General features: G+C 70.5%; 21 protein-coding genes. 18 read left to right on the top strand and 3 right to left on the bottom strand.

Features of this window, described 5'->3' with window-relative positions; translation table 11 throughout:
- The first annotated feature begins 12 nt into the window (after window positions 1-12).
- A complete protein-coding gene (locus FJ108_01570) occupies window positions 13-429 on the top strand; it encodes a hypothetical protein (protein MBM4334590.1) in 417 nt (138 codons plus the stop codon).
- A gap of 6 nt (window positions 430-435) precedes the next feature.
- Here FJ108_01570 and FJ108_01565 read toward each other — a convergent pair whose 3' ends face one another.
- A complete protein-coding gene (locus tag FJ108_01565) occupies window positions 436-924 on the bottom strand; it encodes a tRNA (cytidine(34)-2'-O)-methyltransferase (GenBank protein ID MBM4334589.1) in 489 nt (162 codons plus the stop codon).
- Between FJ108_01565 and queG the strand changes: the two genes are divergently transcribed.
- Window positions 908-2,047 carry a tRNA epoxyqueuosine(34) reductase QueG gene (gene queG, locus FJ108_01560; GenBank protein MBM4334588.1) on the top strand — a complete coding sequence of 380 codons (1,140 nt, stop codon included), beginning with the start codon at window positions 908-910 and terminating at the stop codon, window positions 2,045-2,047. The two genes, FJ108_01565 and queG, sit on opposite strands and share 17 nt — an antisense overlap.
- Here queG and FJ108_01555 read toward each other — a convergent pair.
- The gene (locus FJ108_01555; GenBank protein MBM4334587.1) at window positions 2,028-2,813 is read right to left on the bottom strand and encodes a glycerophosphodiester phosphodiesterase; all 786 of its coding nucleotides are present in this window, start codon (window positions 2,811-2,813) and stop codon (window positions 2,028-2,030) included. The two genes, queG and FJ108_01555, sit on opposite strands and share 20 nt — an antisense overlap.
- 72 nt (window positions 2,814-2,885) lie before the next feature.
- On the opposite strand from FJ108_01555, the gene dcd reads away from it, so the two are divergent.
- From dcd to FJ108_01495, 12 genes are all read left to right on the top strand, one after another.
- Window positions 2,886-3,401: a dCTP deaminase gene (gene dcd, locus FJ108_01550; GenBank protein ID MBM4334586.1), complete on the top strand. Its 516-nt coding sequence runs from the start codon at window positions 2,886-2,888 to the stop codon at window positions 3,399-3,401.
- On the top strand, window positions 3,398-3,847 hold the full coding sequence (locus tag FJ108_01545) for a D-tyrosyl-tRNA(Tyr) deacylase (GenBank protein ID MBM4334585.1): 450 nt from the start codon (window positions 3,398-3,400) through the stop codon (window positions 3,845-3,847). Before dcd ends, FJ108_01545 begins: the two co-directional genes overlap by 4 nt.
- A gap of 14 nt (window positions 3,848-3,861) precedes the next feature.
- A complete protein-coding gene (locus tag FJ108_01540; GenBank protein ID MBM4334584.1) occupies window positions 3,862-4,245 on the top strand; it encodes a hypothetical protein in 384 nt (127 codons plus the stop codon).
- A complete protein-coding gene (locus FJ108_01535; GenBank protein MBM4334583.1) occupies window positions 4,226-4,744 on the top strand; it encodes a TlpA family protein disulfide reductase in 519 nt (172 codons plus the stop codon). Before FJ108_01540 ends, FJ108_01535 begins: the two co-directional genes overlap by 20 nt.
- 61 nt (window positions 4,745-4,805) lie before the next feature.
- Entirely contained in the window at window positions 4,806-5,438 is a 633-nt protein-coding gene (locus tag FJ108_01530) for a cyclic nucleotide-binding domain-containing protein (GenBank protein MBM4334582.1), read from the top strand.
- Between the two features lie 41 nt (window positions 5,439-5,479).
- A complete protein-coding gene (locus FJ108_01525; protein MBM4334581.1) occupies window positions 5,480-7,966 on the top strand; it encodes an LPS-assembly protein LptD in 2,487 nt (828 codons plus the stop codon).
- Window positions 7,967-8,038: 72 nt separating this feature from the next.
- Complete coding sequence (trpE, locus tag FJ108_01520) at window positions 8,039-9,529, top strand: anthranilate synthase component I (GenBank protein MBM4334580.1); 1,491 nt, start codon at window positions 8,039-8,041, stop codon at window positions 9,527-9,529.
- Entirely contained in the window at window positions 9,526-10,122 is a 597-nt protein-coding gene (locus tag FJ108_01515; GenBank protein MBM4334579.1) for an aminodeoxychorismate/anthranilate synthase component II, read from the top strand. The genes trpE and FJ108_01515 overlap by 4 nt, the downstream gene beginning before the upstream one ends.
- The gene (trpD, locus tag FJ108_01510) at window positions 10,122-11,135 is read left to right on the top strand and encodes an anthranilate phosphoribosyltransferase (GenBank protein MBM4334578.1); all 1,014 of its coding nucleotides are present in this window, start codon (window positions 10,122-10,124) and stop codon (window positions 11,133-11,135) included. Before FJ108_01515 ends, trpD begins: the two co-directional genes overlap by 1 nt.
- Window positions 11,132-11,911 (top strand): indole-3-glycerol phosphate synthase TrpC, encoded by a 780-nt coding sequence (gene trpC / locus FJ108_01505; GenBank protein MBM4334577.1) that lies wholly within the window; start codon window positions 11,132-11,134, stop codon window positions 11,909-11,911. Before trpD ends, trpC begins: the two co-directional genes overlap by 4 nt.
- Window positions 11,908-13,710 carry a tryptophan synthase subunit beta gene (trpB, locus tag FJ108_01500; GenBank protein ID MBM4334576.1) on the top strand — a complete coding sequence of 601 codons (1,803 nt, stop codon included), beginning with the start codon at window positions 11,908-11,910 and terminating at the stop codon, window positions 13,708-13,710. The genes trpC and trpB overlap by 4 nt, the downstream gene beginning before the upstream one ends.
- Window positions 13,711-13,843: 133 nt before the next feature.
- Window positions 13,844-14,650, top strand: coding sequence for a tryptophan synthase subunit alpha (locus FJ108_01495; protein ID MBM4334575.1), 807 nt, complete (start codon window positions 13,844-13,846; stop codon window positions 14,648-14,650).
- On the opposite strand, the gene FJ108_01490 is transcribed toward FJ108_01495, so the two are convergent.
- Complete coding sequence (locus tag FJ108_01490) at window positions 14,619-15,272, bottom strand: dephospho-CoA kinase (GenBank protein MBM4334574.1); 654 nt, start codon at window positions 15,270-15,272, stop codon at window positions 14,619-14,621. The two genes, FJ108_01495 and FJ108_01490, sit on opposite strands and share 32 nt — an antisense overlap.
- 90 nt (window positions 15,273-15,362) lie before the next feature.
- Here FJ108_01490 and pheA point away from each other — a divergent pair, with 90 nt between their 5' ends.
- The 4 genes from pheA to FJ108_01470 are packed head-to-tail and all read left to right on the top strand — an operon-like array spanning window position 15,363 to window position 20,140.
- Complete coding sequence (gene pheA, locus FJ108_01485; protein MBM4334573.1) at window positions 15,363-16,463, top strand: prephenate dehydratase; 1,101 nt, start codon at window positions 15,363-15,365, stop codon at window positions 16,461-16,463.
- Complete coding sequence (locus FJ108_01480) at window positions 16,460-17,560, top strand: histidinol-phosphate transaminase (protein MBM4334572.1); 1,101 nt, start codon at window positions 16,460-16,462, stop codon at window positions 17,558-17,560. The genes pheA and FJ108_01480 overlap by 4 nt, the downstream gene beginning before the upstream one ends.
- Entirely contained in the window at window positions 17,557-18,393 is an 837-nt protein-coding gene (locus FJ108_01475) for a prephenate dehydrogenase (protein ID MBM4334571.1), read from the top strand. Before FJ108_01480 ends, FJ108_01475 begins: the two co-directional genes overlap by 4 nt.
- 16 nt (window positions 18,394-18,409) lie before the next feature.
- The gene (locus FJ108_01470; GenBank protein MBM4334570.1) at window positions 18,410-20,140 is read left to right on the top strand and encodes a 30S ribosomal protein S1; all 1,731 of its coding nucleotides are present in this window, start codon (window positions 18,410-18,412) and stop codon (window positions 20,138-20,140) included.
- The last annotated feature ends 31 nt before the right edge of the window (window positions 20,141-20,171 follow it).

Below are 20,171 nucleotides of genomic sequence, written 5' to 3'. Positions count from 1 at the left end.
ACGGGAGACGACATGGCAGTCACATGGCAGAGCATCCAGGAAGGTCAGACGCTACCCGGGCTCGACAAGCAGCCGGGCGTCACGCAGCTCGTGAAGTACGCCGCCGGCTCGGGCGATTTCAATCCGCTGCACCACGATCCGAACTTCCCGCAGGCCAAGCAGATCGGCTCGATCATCGTGCACGGTCGCTTCAAGTACGCCTCGCTCGGCGAGCTGGTCTCGAACTGGCTCGGACACAACGGCCGGATCCAGAAGATCTCGTGCCAGTACCGCGGCATGGACATGCCCGACCAGCCGATCCGCTGCCGCGGCACCGTGAAGCGGAAGTGGGAGGAGGGCGGGAAGAAGCTCGCGCAGGTCGAGATCTGGACCGAGGACGCGCAGGGCAAGAAGACCACGCCCGGAGAGGCGGTCGTCGTCTTCGCGTAGCGCCGATCAGAGGCGAGCGCGGCGGCGCAGGACCTCGTAGAGGGCGATCGCCGCGGTGTTGGAGAGGTTGAGCGAGCGGAGCTCGGGATCCGCCATCGGCACGCCGACCAGCCGCTCGCGGTAGCGCTCTCGGATCGCGGCGGGAAATCCAGAGCTCTCGCCGCCGAAGATCAGCACGGTGCGCGGCCCGCAGTCGACGTCCCAGAAGCAGCGCTCCGCGTCCGCGCTGAAGAAGACCGGCTCGCCGAGCGCGGGCAGCGCGGGCTCGAAGCTGGCCCAGTCGGGCCAGATCCGCGGCGCCACTCGCACCCAGTAGTCGAGCCCGGAACGGCGCACCGCGCGTTCCGAGAGCGAGAACCCCAGCGGCTCGATCAGGTGCAGCTGCGCGCCGGCGGCGAGGCAGGTCCGCCCGACGCTGCCGGTGTTCCAGGGAATCTCGGGGTGCACGAGCACGACGTGCAGATCGTCCCGGGTCGCGATGGGAGTGCGGCGCATGGCCGGCACGATCGCAGAGCCCGGTCCGCTTCGCGAGCGGCTACAGTGCGGCCCGATGGAAGCCGTCGCCCTCTCGCCGCGGCAGGCGCGCGCCTGGCTCGCGCAGGCCGCGCGCCGACACGAGCTGACCCGGATCGGTGTCGCGCGGATCGAGAAATGGCCCGAGCTCGCGCGCACGCGCGCCTGGGTCGAGCGCGGCTACGCCGGCGAGATGGGCTACATCGCACAGCGCATCGAGGAGCGCGAGGATCTCGAGCGCGTCTTTCCCGGCGCGCGCTCCGCGATCGTGGCGGCGCTGGCCTACGACACCGACACCCCCGACTCCCGCTCGTCGCGCGAATCGGGGTGGGGCTGGGTCTCGCGCTACGCCTGGGGAGACGACTACCACGGCGTGCTGGGCGCGCGGCTCGACGCGCTCGCGCGCGAGCTGCGCGCCGAGTTCGCCGGAGCCGCGTTCCGCCGCTACGTCGACACGGGGCCGCTGCCGGAGCGAGCGATCGCCGCGCGAGCGGGAATCGGCTGGGTCGGGAAGAACGCCTGCGTGATCGATCCGGAGCTCGGCTCCTATCTCTTCCTCGGCGTGATCCTGACCGACCTCGAGATCGCGCCCGACGAGCCGGTCGTCGATCACTGCGGCAGCTGCCGGAGCTGTCTCGACGCCTGCCCGACCTCGGCATTCCCCGAGCCGGGAATGGTCGACGCGCGGCGCTGCATCTCGTACCTGACGATCGAGAAGCACGGCGCGATCTCCGAGGAGCTTCGCGAGGGCATCGGCCCGCACGTCTTCGGCTGCGATCGCTGCCAGGAGGTCTGCCCCTGGAACCAGCGGCACGGTCGCCCGCTGTCGGGCGAGCCGTTCTTCGCGCCGCGCGGCGAATGGCTCGCGCCGGCGCTCCGCGAGCTTCTCGCGCTCGACGACGAGGGACTGCGAGCCAGGCTGCGCCGCTCCGCACTGCGCCGCGCCGGGCCGACCAGGCTTCGCCGCAATGCGCTGATCGCGGCCGGAAATTCCGGTGAGCCGGGGTTGCTCGAGCTCGTGGACCGCTTTCTCGACGCGGAAGATCCGGCCGTCGCCGACGCGGCTCGCTGGGCGCGCGCGCGACTCAGCCGCGCGCGGTCCTGACCAGCAGGCCCGGATCGTCCGACATCAGTCCGTCCACGCCGAGCGCGAGCAGGCGCCGCATCTCGTCGGCCTCGTTCACGGTCCAGACGTGGACGAAGAGCCCGAGCGCGTGCGCGGCCTGCACGAGCTCGCGCGTCACGAGCGGTCGGCCGAACGCATCGGGCGGAATCTGCAGCGCGTGGCCGCGCGGCGCGAAGGTCGAGAGGCGCCCCTCGGCGGCCGCCTTCACGAACTCGATCACGTCCGCGGTCGAGGAGCCGAGCGCGGTGCCCGGATCGAGCGCGGCGATGGTGGCGAGGATCGGCTCCTCGGCGGCCGCGAGGAGCACGCGCGAAGCCGCGTTCGCACCCCGCACCATCCGCACGACCTGCTCGGCGATCGGCGGCTCCGCCTGCTTCACCTCGAGGTTCAGATGTACGCCCGAGAAGGCTGCAAGCACTTCGGAAAAGCGCGGCACCCGCACGCCGCAGCCGCGGAACGGGAAACTGCGGCCGTCGGGGCTGAAGCGGTAGCCGGCATCGAGGCGCTCGAGCTCCGCGAACGAGAGCGCCGAGACCGGACCCTCGCCATCCGTCGTCCGCTCGAGCTCCGCGTCGTGGAGGATCACGATCTCGCCGTCGCGGGTGGCGTGGCAATCGAGCTCCAGGTACGGGACGCCCCGTTCGAGCGCGCGCGTGAACGCGGGGAGCGTGTTCTCGGGCGCCTCGGCGCTCGCGCCGCGGTGGCCGAAAAGATGCGGGCGCGGGATGTCGAAGTAAGGGTGCATGCCGCTACGCTACGAACATGAAGGCGTCGTTGACAAGCGGCGTCGGGCCGCGAGCCTGATCCGGAAGACCCGATGAGCGTTCTGACCCGCGACGCGATTCTGCGAGAGATCGAGATCGGCAGGCTTCGCCTCGAGCCGTTCGCCGTGGACCAGGTCGGCGCCGCATCGATCGATCTGCACCTCGGCACCGGCCTGCGCGTGCCGATCGAGAACGGGAACACGCCGATCGAGGTGACCGACGACGCCGTTGCCGACCTCGCGACCCGCCTGATCGCGTTCGACGAGCCGTATCTGCTCGCGCCCGGCCAGACGGTTCACGGGATCACGCGCGAGCGCATCTTCCTGCCGCCGGACATCTGCGGCTGGCTCGAGGGGCGCAGCCGGATCGCGCGCCTGGGGCTCACGGTCCACGTCACGTCGGGCTTCGTTCAGCCCGGCGTCTCCAACCACCAGGTCCTCGAGATGAGCAACGTCTCGGGGCGTGCGCTCCGGATCCACCCGGGCATCCGGATCTGCCAGATCGTGCTGCAGCGCTGCGAGGGCGAGGCGATCTACCGGGGGCAGTTCGCCAGCCAGAACGCTCCGTGAGGGCGGTGGCGCAGCGCGTCCGCGGCGCCCGCGTACGCGTGGGCGGGGAGGTCGTGGCGCAGATCGATCTCGGTCTGCTGGCGCTCGTCGGTGTCGCGCGCGACGACGCAGAGCGCGACGCGCGCGCGCTCGCGGAGAAGCTGGCGCACCTGCGCGTCTTCCCGGACGCGGCCGGAGCGATGAACCGATCGCTTCTGGAGACCGGCGGCTCGCTCGCCGTCGTGTCGCAGTTCACGCTTCTGGCCGACGCGCGAAGAGGCCGGCGCCCGAGCTTCGACGCTGCGGCGAGGCCCGAGCACGCCGAGCCGCTGATCGAGCGGGTGGTCGCACACGCGCGGTCACTCGGTGTGACCGTCGTCACCGGGGTCTTTCGCGCCGAGATGGAAGTCGAGCTGGTGAATGACGGTCCGGTGACGCTGATCCTCGACACGGCGGGGGTTTTTTAGGAATCTTCGCGGCCATGAAGAGCGTTTCCGTCCGGAGTCTCGCGTCACTGGCGCTGGTCATCGCACTCTCGCTCGCCACCTCGGCCCACGCAGAGGAGAAACGCGAGCGGAATCTCGCCGCGCACTACGGCCTCGGCGTGGGCGCTGCGATCTGCTCGCTGGTCTACGGACCGGTGAAGATCGTCTACGCGACGCTCGGCGGGATCACGAGCGGCCTCGCCTGGGTGCTCACCGGTGGCCGCACGGACGTCGCGCGCGAGATCATCGTCGCGTCGGTGCGGGGCGACTACGTCGTCACGCCCGAGAACCTGGCCTTCGCCGAGCCGCTGATCTTCACGGGTCGCGACTCCGCGCTCGACGAGCCGCCCGCGGCCGACGATTCCACGGAGTGGCAGTGAGCCGGCTCCGCAGTTGAGGCGCGTCGCGCTCGGCCTGGCGCTCCTGTCTCTCGCGCTCGGCTGCCGCGAGGCCTCGACTCCCGCGGCCGAGCCCGCCGTGCCCTTCGACCTTCCGCTGGTCGGCGGCGGTCGTGTATCGCTCGATTCGCTTCGCGGTCACGCCGTGCTCCTCGATTTCTGGGCCACCTGGTGCGCGCCGTGTCTGCTCGAGATCCCGGAGCTGAACGCGCTGCAGGCCGAGCTCGCGCCAGACGTGCGCATCCTCGCCATCTCGATCGACGGACTCCCGGACGAGGAGCTCGCGCGCTGGGTGGCCGAGCACGAGATCGCCTATCCGGTGGCGCAGGCCTCGACCGATCTCGCCAGCGCCTACGGGGCCGACGCATTTCCGTTTCACGTCCTGCTCGGGCCCGATGGAACCGTCCGCGAGCGGCTCGAGGCCGGCTTTCACGACCGCGCGGAGCTTCGCGCCCTGATCGAGCGCCACTTCCCCCGCTAGCTCAAGCGCTCCTGCGCGGCCGTCGATCTCTCGGGATGGCCGGAGGCGGGGACTCGCGCCCATGAAACCCGAAGAGATCGAAAGGCGCTTTGCCAAGGGCGAGACGATCGTCGAGCGCGGCTCGACGGAGCGCATGCTCTACGTCGTCCGCCGCGGCAACGTCCTGATCCACGTGAACGAGGGCCAGGCTCCGTACCTGCTGGGCCCCGGCGACATCTTCGGCGAGGCATCGTCGATTCTCGCGCGGCCTTCGCCGTTCCGGGCGCAGGCGGAGGGGGACACGTGCGTCCTCGAGATCGACGTCGCGCTGCTCAACGCCCTGATCCGCGAGAACACGGAGTTCGCGTTCCGCCTGATCCAGGTCCTCGCGGAGCGGATCGGCCACGCGCGCGAGGAGGCCGTGGCCGAAGTCGTCCCGCTCGAGCCCGAGCCCCCGCGCGAGTCCGCGAGTCAGGATCCGCGCGCGCTCGCCACGCTCGCTCGCGCGATTCTCGAGCGGCGGATTCCCGGCGAGGTTCCCACGCCGGTGAAGGGCAAGCTCATGGATCTCGCGGTCGCCGCGAAGCTGCCGATCAAGCCGGCGTACCTGTGCCTGCAGGAGCTGCTCGACCGCCGGCTCGTCGGTCTGGTCGACGACCAGCTCACCGTGCTCGAGCCGGACGAGCTCGCGCTCGTTTCGCAGCGGAGCGGCTAGCCCAGCTTGCTTCCGCCGGCATCGCGGGTTAGAAACGCGCGATGCGCCGCCTCCGAGTGTTCCTCGCCGCGTGTGCGGTCTTCACCGCGGCGCTGCACGAGGCCCGCGCGCAGGAAATCGAGCCGACCGCGCCGCCGCCGCCCGCGGCGGCCGCGCCGGACCCGGGGCCCGAGTTCTCGCTCGTCGCCGACGAGGTCACCTACGACAGCGAGCGCGACCTCTACGAGGCGACCGGGAACGTGCGGATCCAAAAGGTCGGCGGGCGCGTGCTCACGACGGACTGGATCATCTTCAGCGGCGCGACCCGAACCGGCGTGGCGACCGGCGAAGTGCGCGTCGTCGACGAGCAGAACACGGTGCTCGCCGAGTTCGCCGCGGTCGATCTCGACTCGAGCGTCGCGATCGCGGTGCGCGGGTCGCTGGACAACCCGACGCCGGGGTTCGCCGTTCGCGGCGAGACGATCAAGCGCACCGGCGTGGACACCTTCGAGATCGAGAAGGGCAGCTTCAGCACCTGTCGCTGCCCCCCCGATGCGACGCGCCGTCCGTGGGAGATCGAGGTCGCAGACGCGGATCTCGAGCTCGGCGGCTACGCGGTCGGCCGGCATCTCTGGTTCAAGATGTTCGACGTTCCGGTCCTCTACGTGCCATGGCTCGTGTTTCCGGTGAAGACGGAGCGGCAGACCGGGTTTCTGATGCCGAGCTTCGCGCAGTCGAGCCGGAACGGCACCGAGCTCGGCTTGCCCTTCTTCTGGGCGGTGAGCGAGAGCGTCAATCTCACGCTCGAGCCGCAGTGGATCAGCCGGCGCGGCTGGAAGCCGACGTCGAACCTCGAGTACCTGATCGGAGAGGACGGGCAGGGGCGCGGCGGAGGCTCGATCCTGCCCGGCGATCGCAAGGTCGATGGCGACGAGGATCTCTACTTCAGCGACGACCGCTGGGCTTACTGGCTGCGGCACGACCAGCCGCTCGCGGAAGGCGTCCGGCTGGGCCTGGACGTGAATCGGGTCAGCGACAACGAGTACGCGGTGGATTTCAGGGATCTCGGCAGCGATGTCGAGCACCAGCGCCAGCTCGACAGCGCGGGCTGGATCACGGCTTCGGGCCTCGGGCTCTACGGCGACGTCGTCGCTTCGATGAGCGACGATCTGCAAAACCCCAACGACCTGGACCGCGACGGGTACTTCCTGCAGATGCTCCCCGACCTGCGCGCAGGATCGCTGCCGCGCGCGTTCTTCGGATTGCCGTTCCGAACCGGGCTCGACACGCGCTTCACCAACTTCGTGCAGAGCTCGGCAGACGGCACGCTCTTCGGAGTCGTGGGCGGAGTTCCGGGCCAGATCGGGCCGGTGAACGGGCAGTTCTTCGACACCGGCGAGGACGGCCGCTTCACGGGAGCGGAGCCCGGTGCGAGCGGGGCCGTCGATCTCGTCGACAACGATCGGGACGACGCCTCCAACCCCGACGCCAAGACGCGGACCGAGGGCGACGGCGTGTTCCAGGAGGGAGAGCTGCTCGCCGCGCACGGCCAGCGCATCGACATGTACCCCACGCTCGCGCTGCCGCTGCAGCTCGGGGTGTTCGAGCTGCTGACCGAGGGCGGGCTGCGCGAGACGTTGTACTTCCCGAGCCTGGGCGACAACGACAGCCGAACGCTCTACACCGCGCGCGGCGATCTGCGCGCGCGCTTCGGACGCGAATTCGCGGTGGCGACGGTTCCCCTGCAGCACATCGTGGAGCCGCGCGTGGCGTTCGCCGGCGTCTTCGCGCCGGACCAGGAGGACAACCCGCTCTTCATCCCCGAGGCGCAGCGCGCCGATCCGCGCCTGATCGATGCCGACATCCGTCTGGTCACCCGCAACCCCAGCGATCGAGTGGCCGACGCGCGCTTGCTCCAGGTCCAGCTCTCGAATCGCCTCTACGGTCCGTCGCCGGACGACGCTCTTCCCGCCCGGCTCTACGGCGAGCTCCGCGTCGGCTCCGGCTACGACTACGAGGCGCAAGCCTTCACGCGGATCTTCGCGCTCACGGAATTCCGGCCATCGCGCGAGTTCCTGATCGGACTCGACGCGGGCTGGGACCCGGAACAGCACGAGATGCGCGACGTCTCGGCCACGGCGGGCTGGGAGACCGAGGCGGGAAACCAGCTGCTCCTCGGCTATCGCTTCAACCGCGACCCGAGCACGATCTTCGAGGACTTTCTCGGCCGAGGTCAGATCTTCGACGAGGGCGACGACCCCGACGAGAAGGTGAACCAGCTCAACCTCTCCGCCTACATCGTGGCGACGAGCCGGCTCGAGCTCTACGCCGACGGCTTCACCTCGATCGGCAGCTCCGGTACGGACGGTGGGCGCGTCGGCGTGGTGCTGATCTCGGGCTGCAAGTGCTGGGATCTCGTGACCGAGCTCGAAAAGCAGGCGCGCCCGGACGACACTCGCTTCACGATGCTGGTGCGAATCACCGGCCTCGGTGAGCGGACCCGCCCCACGAGCGGACAGCGCGGTCGGTATGGGGGCCTGTACCGATGAGCGCCGGGCCGCCAGAGGTTGACGCTCCCGAGGGCCTGTGAGAAAGTGCCGCGCGATGAAGGCGGTGGCGCCATGGTACGGCCGGACCTCGAGACATTCCGCACGCTCGCGCGCAGCGGATCGGCCGTCCCGCTCGTCCGAGAGGTCCTAGCCGACCTCGACACGGCCCTCGCGATCTTCCTGAAGGTCGACGACGGCCGCTTCTCCTTCCTGTTCGAGTCGAACGAGGGCGGGGAGCACTGGGGTCGCTACAGCTTCATCGGGATCGGTGCGCGGGCGATCTTCCGCGCCCACGCGGGGCGCGTCGAGATCCGGCGCGGAGACGAGCTGCGCGAGCACGAGCTGGCCGCGGACCGCAGCGACGATCCGCTCGATCACCTGCGCCGACTGCTCGCGGAGCTCGCGCCCACCCGGCTCGACGACCTGCCGCGTTTCGCGGGTGGGGCGGTCGGCTACGTCGCGTACGACTGGGTTCGGTACGTCGAGCGGCTGCCGGAGCGGGCCCCGGACACGCTCGGCGTTCCCGACTGCTACTTCGTCTTCCCGGAGACCGTGCTCGTGCACGACCGGACGCGACAGCGGCTGTCGATCATCCACGACCTCGAGATCCGCGCGGGCGAGTCGCCTGACGCGGCGTACCAGCGCGGCCTGCGCGCGCTCGACCAGGTCGAGCGGAGGCTGTCCCGACCGACACCTCGCCCTCCGGAGGCCGCGGCCGAGCCCGCCGCGCTCGAGCCGGTCTCGAACGTCACGCGCGAGCGCTTCGTCGAGATGGTCGAGCACTGCAAGGAGTACATCCACGCCGGAGACATCTTCCAGGTCGTGCCGTCCCAGCGGATCACGCTGCCGAAGCGCTGCGAGCCGTTCCTGATCTACCGCCAGCTCCGCGTGCTCAACCCCTCGCCGTATCTGTTCTTCATGCGCTGCGGCGATCACGTCGTGCTCGGCTCCTCTCCCGAGATCCACGTCCGGCTCACCGACGGGCGCATCGAGCTGCGGCCGCTCGCGGGCACCGCCCCGCGCGGCGCGACGCCGGAAGAGGACAAGGAGATCGAGAAGCGGCTGCTCGCCGATCCGAAGGAGCTCGCGGAGCACGTGATGCTCGTCGACCTGGGCCGCAACGACGTTGGACGCGTGGCGGAGATCGGCTCGGTGCTCGTCGACGAGTTCGAGGTGATCGAGCGCTACTCGCACGTGATGCACATCGTCTCGAACGTGCGCGGGCGGCTGCGCGCGGACAAGGACGCGGTCGACCTGCTGCGCGCGACGTTCCCGGCGGGAACGGTGAGCGGCGCGCCGAAGGTGCGCGCGATGGAGGTGATCGAAGAGGTCGAGCCGGAGCGGCGCGGCTTGTACGGGGGCTGCGTCGGCTACTTCGACTACTACGGGAACATGGACACCTGCATCGCGCTGCGCACGCTGCTCGTGAAGGACGGAAAGCTCTTCGTCCAGGCGGGCGGGGGAGTCGTCGCGGACTCGGATCCAGAGAAGGAGTTCCAGGAGACGCTGCACAAGGCGGGCGCTCTGCTGCGCGCGATCTGGCTCGCGGGGACGTCGACATGAAGCTGCTCGTGATCGACAACTACGACTCGTTCACTTACAACCTGGTGCAGTATCTCGGCGAGCTCGGCGCCGGCTCCGACGTGGTGCGAAACGACGCGATCGACGTCGAGGAGATCGGCCGGCGCGGAATCGACGCGATCGTGGTCTCGCCCGGGCCCTGCACGCCGAACGAGGCAGGCATCAGCGTTCCGGCGATCCTGCGCTGGTCCGGGCGGATCCCGATCCTCGGAGTCTGCCTAGGCCACCAGTCGATCGGACAGGCCTTCGGCGGACGCGTGGTCCACGCCAAGCAGCTCATGCACGGCAAGACCTCGTGGATCCACCACGACGGCGAGAACCTCTTCGCGGGACTTCCCGCCCCGTTCGAAGCCACGCGCTACCACTCGCTCGCGGTCGCGCGCGAGGGGCTGCCGGACACCCTGCTCGTGACCGCGCAGACCGACGACGGCGAGATCATGGGCCTGCGCCACGCGCGCCATGCGGTCTTCGGCGTGCAGTTCCACCCCGAGTCGATCCTGACCGTGCACGGAAAGGATCTGCTCGCGAACTTCCTGCGGATCGCGCGCGATTCGGGCCGAGGGAGGGCGGCCTGATGTCCGCGGCGCTCGAGCGAGCCCTCTCCGGCGCGGTGTTCTCGCGCGCGGAGATGCGCGTGCTCGTGCGCGAGATCATGAGCGGCGCCCTCGACGAGGTTCAGATCGCCGCGCTCCTCGCCGCATTTCGCACGCGCGGCGAGACGCTCGACGAGATCGTCGGCGCGGCCGAGGCGATGCGCGAGCTGGCGCTGCCGTTGCCCGAGGCGCCCGCGGGCGCGATCGACACGTGTGGAACCGGCGGCGACGGCGCGAACACCTTCAACATCTCCACGGTCTCCGCCATCGTCGTCGCGGGGGCGGGCGTGCCGGTGGCGAAGCACGGCAACCGCGCGGCCTCGAGCCGCTGCGGCAGCGCCGAGCTGCTCGAAGCGCTCGGGGTCGCGATCGAGATTCCGCCGCAGGCGATGGCTCGCGCGGTCGGCGAGATCGGCTTCGGCTTCCTGTATGCGCGCGTCTGCCATCCAGCGATGGCGCGGGTGGCGCCGGTCCGCGCGAAGCTCGGCGTGCGCACGATCTTCAACCGTCTGGGTCCGCTCACCAATCCGATGCGCGTGCGCCGGCAGCTGGTCGGCGTCGCGACCGCTGCGCTGGTCGAGCCCACGCTCGCCGCGCTGATCGAGCTCGGCGTCGAGCGCGCGTGGGTGGTTCACGGGCAGGACGGGCTCGACGAGCTCTCGATCTCGGCACCGACGCGCGTCGCCGCGTACGCGGACGGCCGGGCCGAGCATTTCATCGTCGGCCACGGCGATCTGGTCCCGGCATCGCCGCGCGAGCAGATCGTCGGTGGCGACGCCGCCGAGAACGCGCGCATCGCGCGGGCGGTTCTCGGCGGCGAAAAGGGCCCGAGGCGCGATGCGGTTCTGCTGAACTCCGCGGCGGCCCTCTGCGTCGCGGGGCGGGCGCCCGACCTGCGCGCGGGCATCGCGATCTCGGAGCAGGCGCTCGACAGCGGCCGGGCGAGCGAGCTTCTGGAGCGCTTCGTGGCGTTCACGCGCGGTGCTTCGCGATGAGCGTGCTCGAGACCATCCTCGCGCGCAAACGCAGCGAGGTCGCCGAGCTGCGGCGGTCGACCGGAGAGAGCGCCCTCCTCGCGCGGGCGCGCGATGCCGGGCCCGCGCGGGGCTTCGCGCGTGCGCTGAGCGTCGGCGCGCGGCCGCGGGTGATCGCAGAGTTCAAGCGCGCCTCGCCGTCGAAGGGCGAGATCCGCGCGGGCGCCGACGCCGCCGAGATCGCGCGGGCCTACGCGGCCGCGGGCGCGGCGGCGCTCTCCGTGCTCACCGATCGCGAGTTCTTCCGCGGCTGCCTCGACGATCTGCGCCGGGCGCGCGCCGTCTGTGCGCTTCCGGTGCTGCGCAAGGACTTCACGATCGACGCGATCCAGATCCTCGAGGCGAGGGCCGCGGGCGCGGACGCGGTGCTGCTGATCGTGGCCGCGCTCTCGGATCGCGAGCTCGGCGAGCTGCTGGCGTGCGCGCGCGAGGTGGGCCTGGACGCGCTGGTCGAGGTGCACAGCGAGGCCGAGCTCGAACGCGCGCTCCTGCTCGACGCGGCGCTGATCGGCATCAACAACCGCGATCTCGCGACGTTCAAGACCGACGTCGCGCGGACGCGCGAGCTGCTGCCGCGCGCGCACGGCCGCACCGTGATCAGCGAGAGCGGCCTCGACTCGCGCGAGGTGATCCGTGCGCTCGACGCCGAGGGCGTGCAGGCGTTTCTGGTCGGAGAGGCGCTGATGCGCGATCCGGATCCCGGCGCGGCCCTGCGCCGGCTGCGGGGTGTGACGTGACGCTGGTGAAGATCTGCGGGCTGACGAGTCTCGACGACGCCGAGCTTGCCCTGGCGGCCGGAGCGGATGCGGTCGGTCTCAACTTCGTGCCCGGCACGCCGCGCGCGATCGACGTGGCGAACGGCCGCGCGATCTCGGCCGCGCTCGCCGGACGCGCGGTCCGGATCGCGGTCTTCCGCGACGCGCCGCGGGACGAGGTGGAGCGGATCGCGCGCGAAGCGGGTGTCGACGTCGTGCAGCTGCACGGCAGCGAATCGCCGGAGTACGCGGCGTCGCTGCCGTTCCCGGTCCTGAAGGTGATCCCGGCGGATTCGCGCGCACTCGACACGGCCGCGCGCTACCCCGAGGCCGACATCCTGCTCGACTCGCCGTCGGGCGGCGGCTCGGGGAGCGGCTGGAACTTCGCGCTCGCGCTCCCGCTGGTCGAAGCCGGCCGGCGGGTCTGGATCGCCGGAGGGCTGGGCCCGGAGAACGTGGCCGATGCGGTGAAGCTCGCGTCACCGTACGGTGTCGACGCATCGTCGGCGCTCGAGTCGGCCCCGGGCCGCAAGGATCCCGCGCGAATGCGCGCGTTCGTCGCGGCCGTGCGCGCTGCGACGCCCGCGCGCGAGCGCCCGGATCTGCGCGGCTACTTCGGACGCTTCGGCGGCCGCTACGTGCCGGAGACGCTGGTGCCCGCGGTCGAGGAGCTGGCCGCGACCTGGGAGGCGTTGCGGCGCGACCCCGCGTTCTGGAACGAGCTCGCGGAGGAGCGACGCGCCTACATCGGCCGGCCGACGCCGCTGTACTTCGCCGCGCGCGCGAGCCAGGAGCTCGGCGTGCGCGTCTGGCTCAAGCGCGAGGACCTCGCCCACACCGGAGCGCACAAGATCAACAACGCGGTCGGCCAGGCGCTGATCGCGAAGCGGATGGGCAAGCGGCGCGTGATCGCGGAAACGGGCGCGGGCCAGCACGGCGTCGCGGCCGCGACCGCGTGCGCCCGCTACGGCCTCGACTGCGAGGTCTTCATGGGCGAGGAGGACACGCGCCGCCAGGCGCTGAACGTCTTCCGCATGGAGCTGCTCGGCGCGAAGGTGCACGCGGTGACCTCGGGAAGCCGCACGCTCAAGGACGCGATGAACGAGGCGCTGCGCGACTGGGCGACGAACGTGCGCAGCACCTACTACCTGATCGGCTCGGTCGCCGGTCCACACCCGTACCCGATGCTGGTGCGCGACCTGCAGGCCGTGATCGGCGAGGAGGCGCGCGCGCAGATCCTGGCCGAAGAGGGACGCCTGCCCGACGTCCTGATCGCCTGCGTGGGTGGCGGCAGCAACGCGATGGGCCTGTTCGCGCCGTTCCACGGCGACACTTCGGTGCGTATGATCGGCGTCGAGGCGGGCGGCGAGGGCGTCGGCTCGGGTCGTCACGGGGCCTCGCTCACGGTCGGAACTCCCGGCGCGCTGCACGGCAGCTACTCGTACGTGCTGCAGGACGACGAGGGTCAGATCTTCGAGGCGCACTCGATCTCGGCCGGCCTGGACTATCCGGGAGTCGGACCGGAGCACTCGTTCTTCAAGGACTCGGGCCGCGCGGAGTACGTTCCGGTGACGGACGCCGAGGCGCTCGACGCGTTCGTCTGGCTCTCGCGAATGGAGGGAATCATTCCCGCCTTCGAGAGCGCGCACGCGATCGCCGAGCTGCGCCGCCGCGCAGCCCGGCTCGAACGCGGCGCGATCGTCGTCCTGAACCTCTCCGGCCGCGGGGACAAGGATGCGATGGAGGCGAAGCGGTTGCTCGGCGAGAGGCTCGCGCGATGAGCCGGACGAGGCGGCAAGCGAAGCGCGCAGCGAGGCGAAGCCGAGCGAAGGGGGTGGCGCGGCTGCGCCGCGCCGGGACCCCGGGACGTGACGCGATGGAGGCGAAGCGGTTGCTCGGTGAGAGGCTCGCGAGATGAACCGGATCGACCAGGCGCTGGCGCGGGCGCGGAGCGAGAAGCGCGCGGCGCTGATCGTCTTCGTGACGGCCGGCGATCCGGATCTTTCGACCACCGCCGAGCTGATCCCGGAGCTCGCGGCCGCGGGCGCCGATGTGATCGAGCTCGGCATTCCCCACAGCGATCCGATCGGCGAGGGGCCGACGATCCAGGTCTCCTCCCAGCGCGCGCTCGCCAGGCGCACCAGCCTGTCGCAGATCCTCGATCTGGTTCGACGCGTGCGCACGGTGAGCGACGTGCCGCTGGTGCTGATGGGCTATCTGAACAACGTGCTCGCCTACGGCGAGGAGCGGCTCGCCCGCGATGCGTCCGCTTCGGGCGCGGACGGCCTGATCGTCGCCGATGTTCCGTTCGAAGAGACGGCGGCCCTGTCGCGCGCCTGCGCCGAGCACGGCGTGCAGCGCGTGCTTCTCGTCGCGCCGACGAGCACGCCCGAACGAACGGTGCGGATCGCGGCGGCCAGCCGCGGCTTCGTCTACTGCGTCTCGGTCACCGGCGTGACCGGAGCCAGGCGCGAGCTGCCGGCGGATCTCGAGCAGCTCGTGGCCCGGATCCGCCGCGTCACGACGACGCCCGTCTGCGTCGGCTTCGGCGTCTCGACGCCCGAGCAGGCCGCGCAGGTCGCGCGGCTCGCCGACGGCGTGATCGTGGGCAGCGCGCTCGTCTCTCGGATCGATGCCGCGCCCGACCGGGATTCGGCGGTCCGATCGGCGCGGTCGTTCGTGGCGGAGCTCAGCCGCGCGGTCCGCTCCGCGCGGCCTTGAGCCAGTCCGCGTAGCAGCTGCGGACCTGCCGCTCCGTCGCCTCCCAGGCGCCCGAGTTGTCGATCACCACGTCGGCGAGCGCGCGCTTCTCCTCGATCGGGAGCTGCGAGCGGATCCGCGAGAGCGCGTCCTCGCGCGAGAGGCCGTCTCGCGCCATCACCCGGGCGAGCTGCTGCTCCTCGGTCGCGTAGACGAGCGCGATCCGGTCGAACGGCAGCACCGCGCCGCTTCCGATGCCGGACTTCCTGCCCTCGAGAAGCAGGGGGATGTCGGCGACGATGACCGCCACGCCGCGCGCGCGGTGCAGCTCGATCCGCGCCTGGGTCTCGCGGGTCACGAGCGGGTGGATCAGAAGATTGAGCTTCATTCGCGCGCCCGGGTCGTTGAAGACGAGCTTGCCGAGCTTGGGCCGGTCGAGCTGGCCTTCCGCGATCAGATACTCGCGCCCGAAGGTCGCGACGATCGCTTCCAGACCCGCGCCCCCCGGCGCCTGCAGCTCGCGCACGATCGCGTCGGAGCACTCGACCGCGGCGCCGAGCTCGCGCAGGAGCTCCGCGACGCGCGACTTGCCCGTGCCGATGCCCCCTGTGAGACCGATCAGGATGGAGCCCGATTCCGCCATCGGCGGAGTATAGGCGAGGGCGTGCCCCGGGCGGCGGCCGTGGGGTATAGTCGCGCGCGCCCGAACCGGGCCCTGCCTCGAAGGTTTGCGATGAGCGACCCGAGTCCCAACGAGAAGGCGCTGGCCGCGCTGCGCGACGCGATCGACGCGATCGATTCGCGGATCCTCGCGCTGCTGAACGATCGCGCGCGGCTCAACTCGGAGGTCGGCCGCCTGAAGTCGGCGGGGGGCACGACTCCGTTCGTGCCGGCGCGCGAGCTCGAGATCTTCGAGCGGCTCGAGCGCTCGAATCCCGGGCCGTTCCCGACCGCGGCCATCCGGAAGGTCTTCCGCGAGATCATCTCGGCCTCGATCGCCCTGCAGCGCGGTGTCACCGTCGCGTACCTGGGGCCGCCGGCCACCTACACGCACCAGGCCGCGATCCAGCAGTTCGGCCGGATGGCCGACTTGCGTCCCGCCCCGACCACGGACGCGATCTTCGCGATGGTCGAGTCCGGGCAGGCCGAGTTCGGCGTCGTTCCGATCGAGAACTCGAACGAGGGGGTGGTGAGCCACACGCTCGACCTCTTCGTCGAGTCGCCGCTCACGATCGCGGCCGAGATCCACGTGCCGATCCACCACGACCTGCTCTCGAAGCAGGGCGAGCTCCGCGCGATCCGCGCGGTGTACTCGCACCCGCAGGCACTCGCACAGTGCCGCGCCTGGCTCGACCTGAACCTGCCCGACGTGCCGCAGCAGGGCACGCACTCGACCGCGCAGGCCGCGGAGCTCGCGGCGCGCAGCGACGAGATCGGCGCGATCGCGAGCCCCGTCGCCGCCGAGCTCTACGGCCTGCGCGTGGTGAGCGTCGGCATCGAGGACCACGCCGACAACACCACGCGCTTCCTGGTGATCAGCAAGACCGCGCCGACGCGGAGCTCGCGCGACATCACCTCGATCCTGTTCTCGATCAAGCGCGACGTCGTCGGCGCGCTGTACAAGGCGCTCGAGCCCTTCTACCAGAGCGGCGTGAACCTGACGCGGATCGAATCGCGCCCGACCCGCGGCCGCGCCTGGGAGTACGTGTTCTTCTGCGATTTCGAAGGGCACGTCGAGGACCCGAAGGTCGCCTCCGCGATCGCCGCGCTGAGGCCGCGCTGCGACTTCGTGAAGGTGCTCGGCAGCTACCCGCAGGCCGAGGCCACGTCGTGAAGATCCGCGATCTCGTGAACCCCCACGTCCGCGACCTGGCGCCGTACGTGCCGGGAAAGCCGGTCGAGGAGCTGGAGCGGGAGCTCGGCATCGAGGGCTCGATCAAGCTGGCGTCGAACGAGAGCCCGCTCGGACCGTCGCGCCGCGTGATCGAGGCGATCTTCGCGGCCGCCGAGGAGCTGAACCGCTACCCCGACGATTCCTGCTTCCGGCTGCGCGCGGCGCTGGCGACAAAGCTCGGTGTCGGCGGAGATTCGCTCTGCCTCGCGGCCGGCTCCGACGGAATCCTGGAGCTGCTCGCGAAGTGCTTCCTGGGGCCGGGCGACCAGTGCGTCTTCCCGTGGCCGAGCTTCGCGATGTACCCGATCGCGACGCAGGGCGCGGGCGCGAGCGCCGTCCGCGTGCCGCTCGACGCGGAGCTGCGCGCGGACGTCGGCGCCACGCTCGCGGCCGTCGGCCCGCGCACCCGGCTGGTCTTCCTCGCCAATCCCAACAACCCGACTGGCACGTCGCTCGGCGCGGCTGATTTCGCGCGCCTGGTGAAGGAGCTGCCGGAGCGGGTCGTGCTCGTCGCCGACGAGGCGTACGTCGAGTTCGTGCGCCGCTCCGACTTTCCCGACGCCATTGCCGCGCTTCGCGAGCGGCCGACGCTGGTGGTGCTGCGCACCTTCTCGAAGGCCTACGCGCTGGCGGGCCTGCGCGTCGGCTACGCGGTGGGGCATCCCGAGCTGATCGCGTACCTGGAGCGCGCGCGTCACCCGTTCATCGTGAGCAGCCTGGCGCAGGTCGCCGCCTGCGCGGCGCTGGCCGACGGCGAGCACCTCGATCGGATCCGAGCCGTCACGCACGCGGGGCTCGCCCAGCTCGAGGCCGGCCTGCGCGCGCTCGGGCTCCGCTTCGCCGCGAGCGACGCGAACTTCATCTGCGTCGAGGTCGGACCCGGAGCGGACGCCCTGAACGACCGCCTGCTGCGCAGCGGGGTGATCACCCGGCCGCTCGGCGGCTTCGGCCTCACCACCCATCTTCGCGTCTCGGTCGGAACCGAGCGCGAGAACGAGCGCTTCCTCGCGACCCTGGCGCGGGAGCTCCGCAATTGACCCGGCCCGTGTTCGAGCGCGTGGCCGTGGTGGGCCTTGGCCTGATGGGCGGCTCCGCTGCGCTCGCGGCGCTCGAGCTAGGGGCGGCGGGGCAGGTTCGCGGCGTCGATCCGGCGCTGGCCGACGCGGGCGCCATACCTCTGGTGACGCTCCCCGAGGCGGCCGCCTGGGCCGATCTGCTGGTTCTGGCCGTCCCGCTCGAAGTCATGGGCGAAACGCTCCGCGCGGCGGCGCGGCACCTGCGGCCCACGACGCTGCTCACGGACCTCGCGAGCGTGAAGGGGCCGGTGGCGGAGCTGGCGCGAAGGCACCTTCCCTGGCCCGAGAACTGCGTCGGCGCGCATCCGATGGCGGGCGGCGATCGCACCGGCTTTGCGGCCGCCGACGCCTCGCTTTTCGCGGGCGCGCCCTGCATTCTGGCGCTCTCCGGCGGGGAGACCCCTGAAGTAGTGGACCGGATTGAGGAATTCTGGCAGTGTCTCGGCTCCACGACAGTTCGGATGTCGCCCGAGGAGCACGACACGATCGCGGCCACTCTCTCGCATGCGCCGCATCTGATCGCATTTGCTTACGCAGCCGGGCTGCCGCGGGATCATCGACTGGGGTTGGCAGGACCGGGCCTGCGTGATTTCATCCGCATCGCGCGAGCCAACCCCAAGCTCTGGTGCGAGATTTTGCTCATGAATCGCCGCCGCGTCGCCGAAGAGGCAGCGCGATTTTCGAAGAACCTGGGAAGGTTGCTGGACGCATTGAGTCGCGGAGATCGAGAGGGACTCGAGGAAGCGCTGCGAGACGGCCAGGTGATCAGCGAGCGATTGGAACGGAACGAATAGGAGTTCGACGCAGCTAATGTCAGACCAAGTACAAACCCCCACCGCTCCCGCGGACGAGTCGTTCGCGGACCTCTTCGAAAGCAGCCAGACGCTCGCGAAGGAGGGCCAGGTCGTCACTGGCACCGTTCTTTCCGTGGATCCGGAGTTCGTCCTCGTGGACGTCGGATGCAAATCGGAGGGGATGATCGCCACCTGGGAGTTCGCCGACGACGACGGCGTTGCACGGATCGAGGTCGGACAGAAGGTCGAAGTCCTCGTCGAGCAGTCCGAGAACGACGACGGCGTGATCGTGCTCTCCAAGGAGAAGGCCGATCGCCTGCGCGTCTGGGATCACCTGCAGAAAGCCTACGACGATCAGGAAGTCGTCGAGGGCGTGATCAACGGGCGCGTGAAGGGCGGCCTGTCGGTCAGCCTGAAGGGCGTGAAGGCGTTCCTGCCCGGCAGCCAGGTCGATCTGCGCCCGGTGCGCAACCTGGACCGCATGATCGGCGAGAACCAGAAGTTCAAGATCATCAAGTTCAACAAGCGGCGCGGAAACATCGTGCTCTCGCGCCGCGCGCTGCTCGAGACCGAGCGACAGTCGCTGCGCCAGAAGACGCTCGAGATCCTGAAGGAGGGTCTGGTCGTCGAGGGCATCGTCAAGAACATCACCGACTACGGCGCGTTCATCGATCTCGGCGGCATCGACGGGTTGCTGCACATCACGGACATGTCGTGGGGCCGCATCTCGCATCCGTCGGAGGTCTTCCAGGTCGGCGACCAAGTGCGCGTGCGCGTGCTGAAGTTCGATCCCGAGACCGAGCGCGTGTCACTGGGCCTGAAACAGACCCAGCCCGATCCGTGGATCTCGATCGGCGACCGCTACCCGATCGGCCTGCGCCTGCACGGGAAGGTGGTGTCGCTGGCGGACTACGGCGCGTTCGTGGAGCTCGAGCCGGGCATCGAGGGCCTGATCCACATCTCCGAGATGAGCTGGACCAAGCGCGTGAAGCACCCGTCGAAGGTGGTGGCGATCGGCGACGAGGTCGACGTGCTCGTGCTCGAGGTCGATTCGCAGAACCGGAAGATCTCGCTCGGCATGAAGCAGACCGAGCCGAATCCGTGGTCGCTGCTCGAGGAGCGCTACCCGGCCGGCACCAAGGTGCACGGCGTGGTCCGCAACGTGACCAACTTCGGTGTCTTCGTCGGCATCGAGGAGGGGATCGACGGTCTGATCCACGTCTCCGACATCTCCTGGACGCAGAAGATCCGCGACCCCAAGGAGCTGTTCAAGAAGGGAGACGAGCTCGACGCGGTGGTGCTGAAGGTCGACACCGAGAGCGAGAAGTTCTCGCTCGGCCTGAAGCAGCTGCAGCCGAACCCCTGGGACGAGGTGCCGCGGAAGTTCCCGGTCGGCAGCCGGATCAAGGGCAAGGTCACGAGCATCGCGGACTTCGGCGTGTTCGTGGAGGTCGACGAGGGCATCGAGGGGCTGGTCTACGCCTCCGAGGTCGGGCGCGACGTCCAGAACCTGAACGACGTCTGCAAGATCGGTGACGAGGTCGAGGCGCTGGTCGTGCGCGTCGACGCGTCGGAGCAGAAGATCGCGTTGTCGATGCGGGCGATCCTGGAGCGCGAGGAGCGCGCGGCGATCAAGCGCGTCGCGGCGCAGACGGGCACGCAGAAGGCCACGCTCGGCGACCTCTTCTCGCAGGACGCGCTCTCGCGGCTGCGCGGCGGGGGCGGCTCGAGTGGCTCGGACGAATAACCAAAATACGGAGATAGGCGGGTGGGGGACC

The organism is Deltaproteobacteria bacterium (assembly GCA_016875225.1).
In the GTDB taxonomy this organism is placed as follows: domain Bacteria; phylum Myxococcota_A; class UBA9160; order SZUA-336; family SZUA-336; genus VGRW01.
This window is presented reverse-complemented; position numbering and strand designations above follow the sequence as displayed.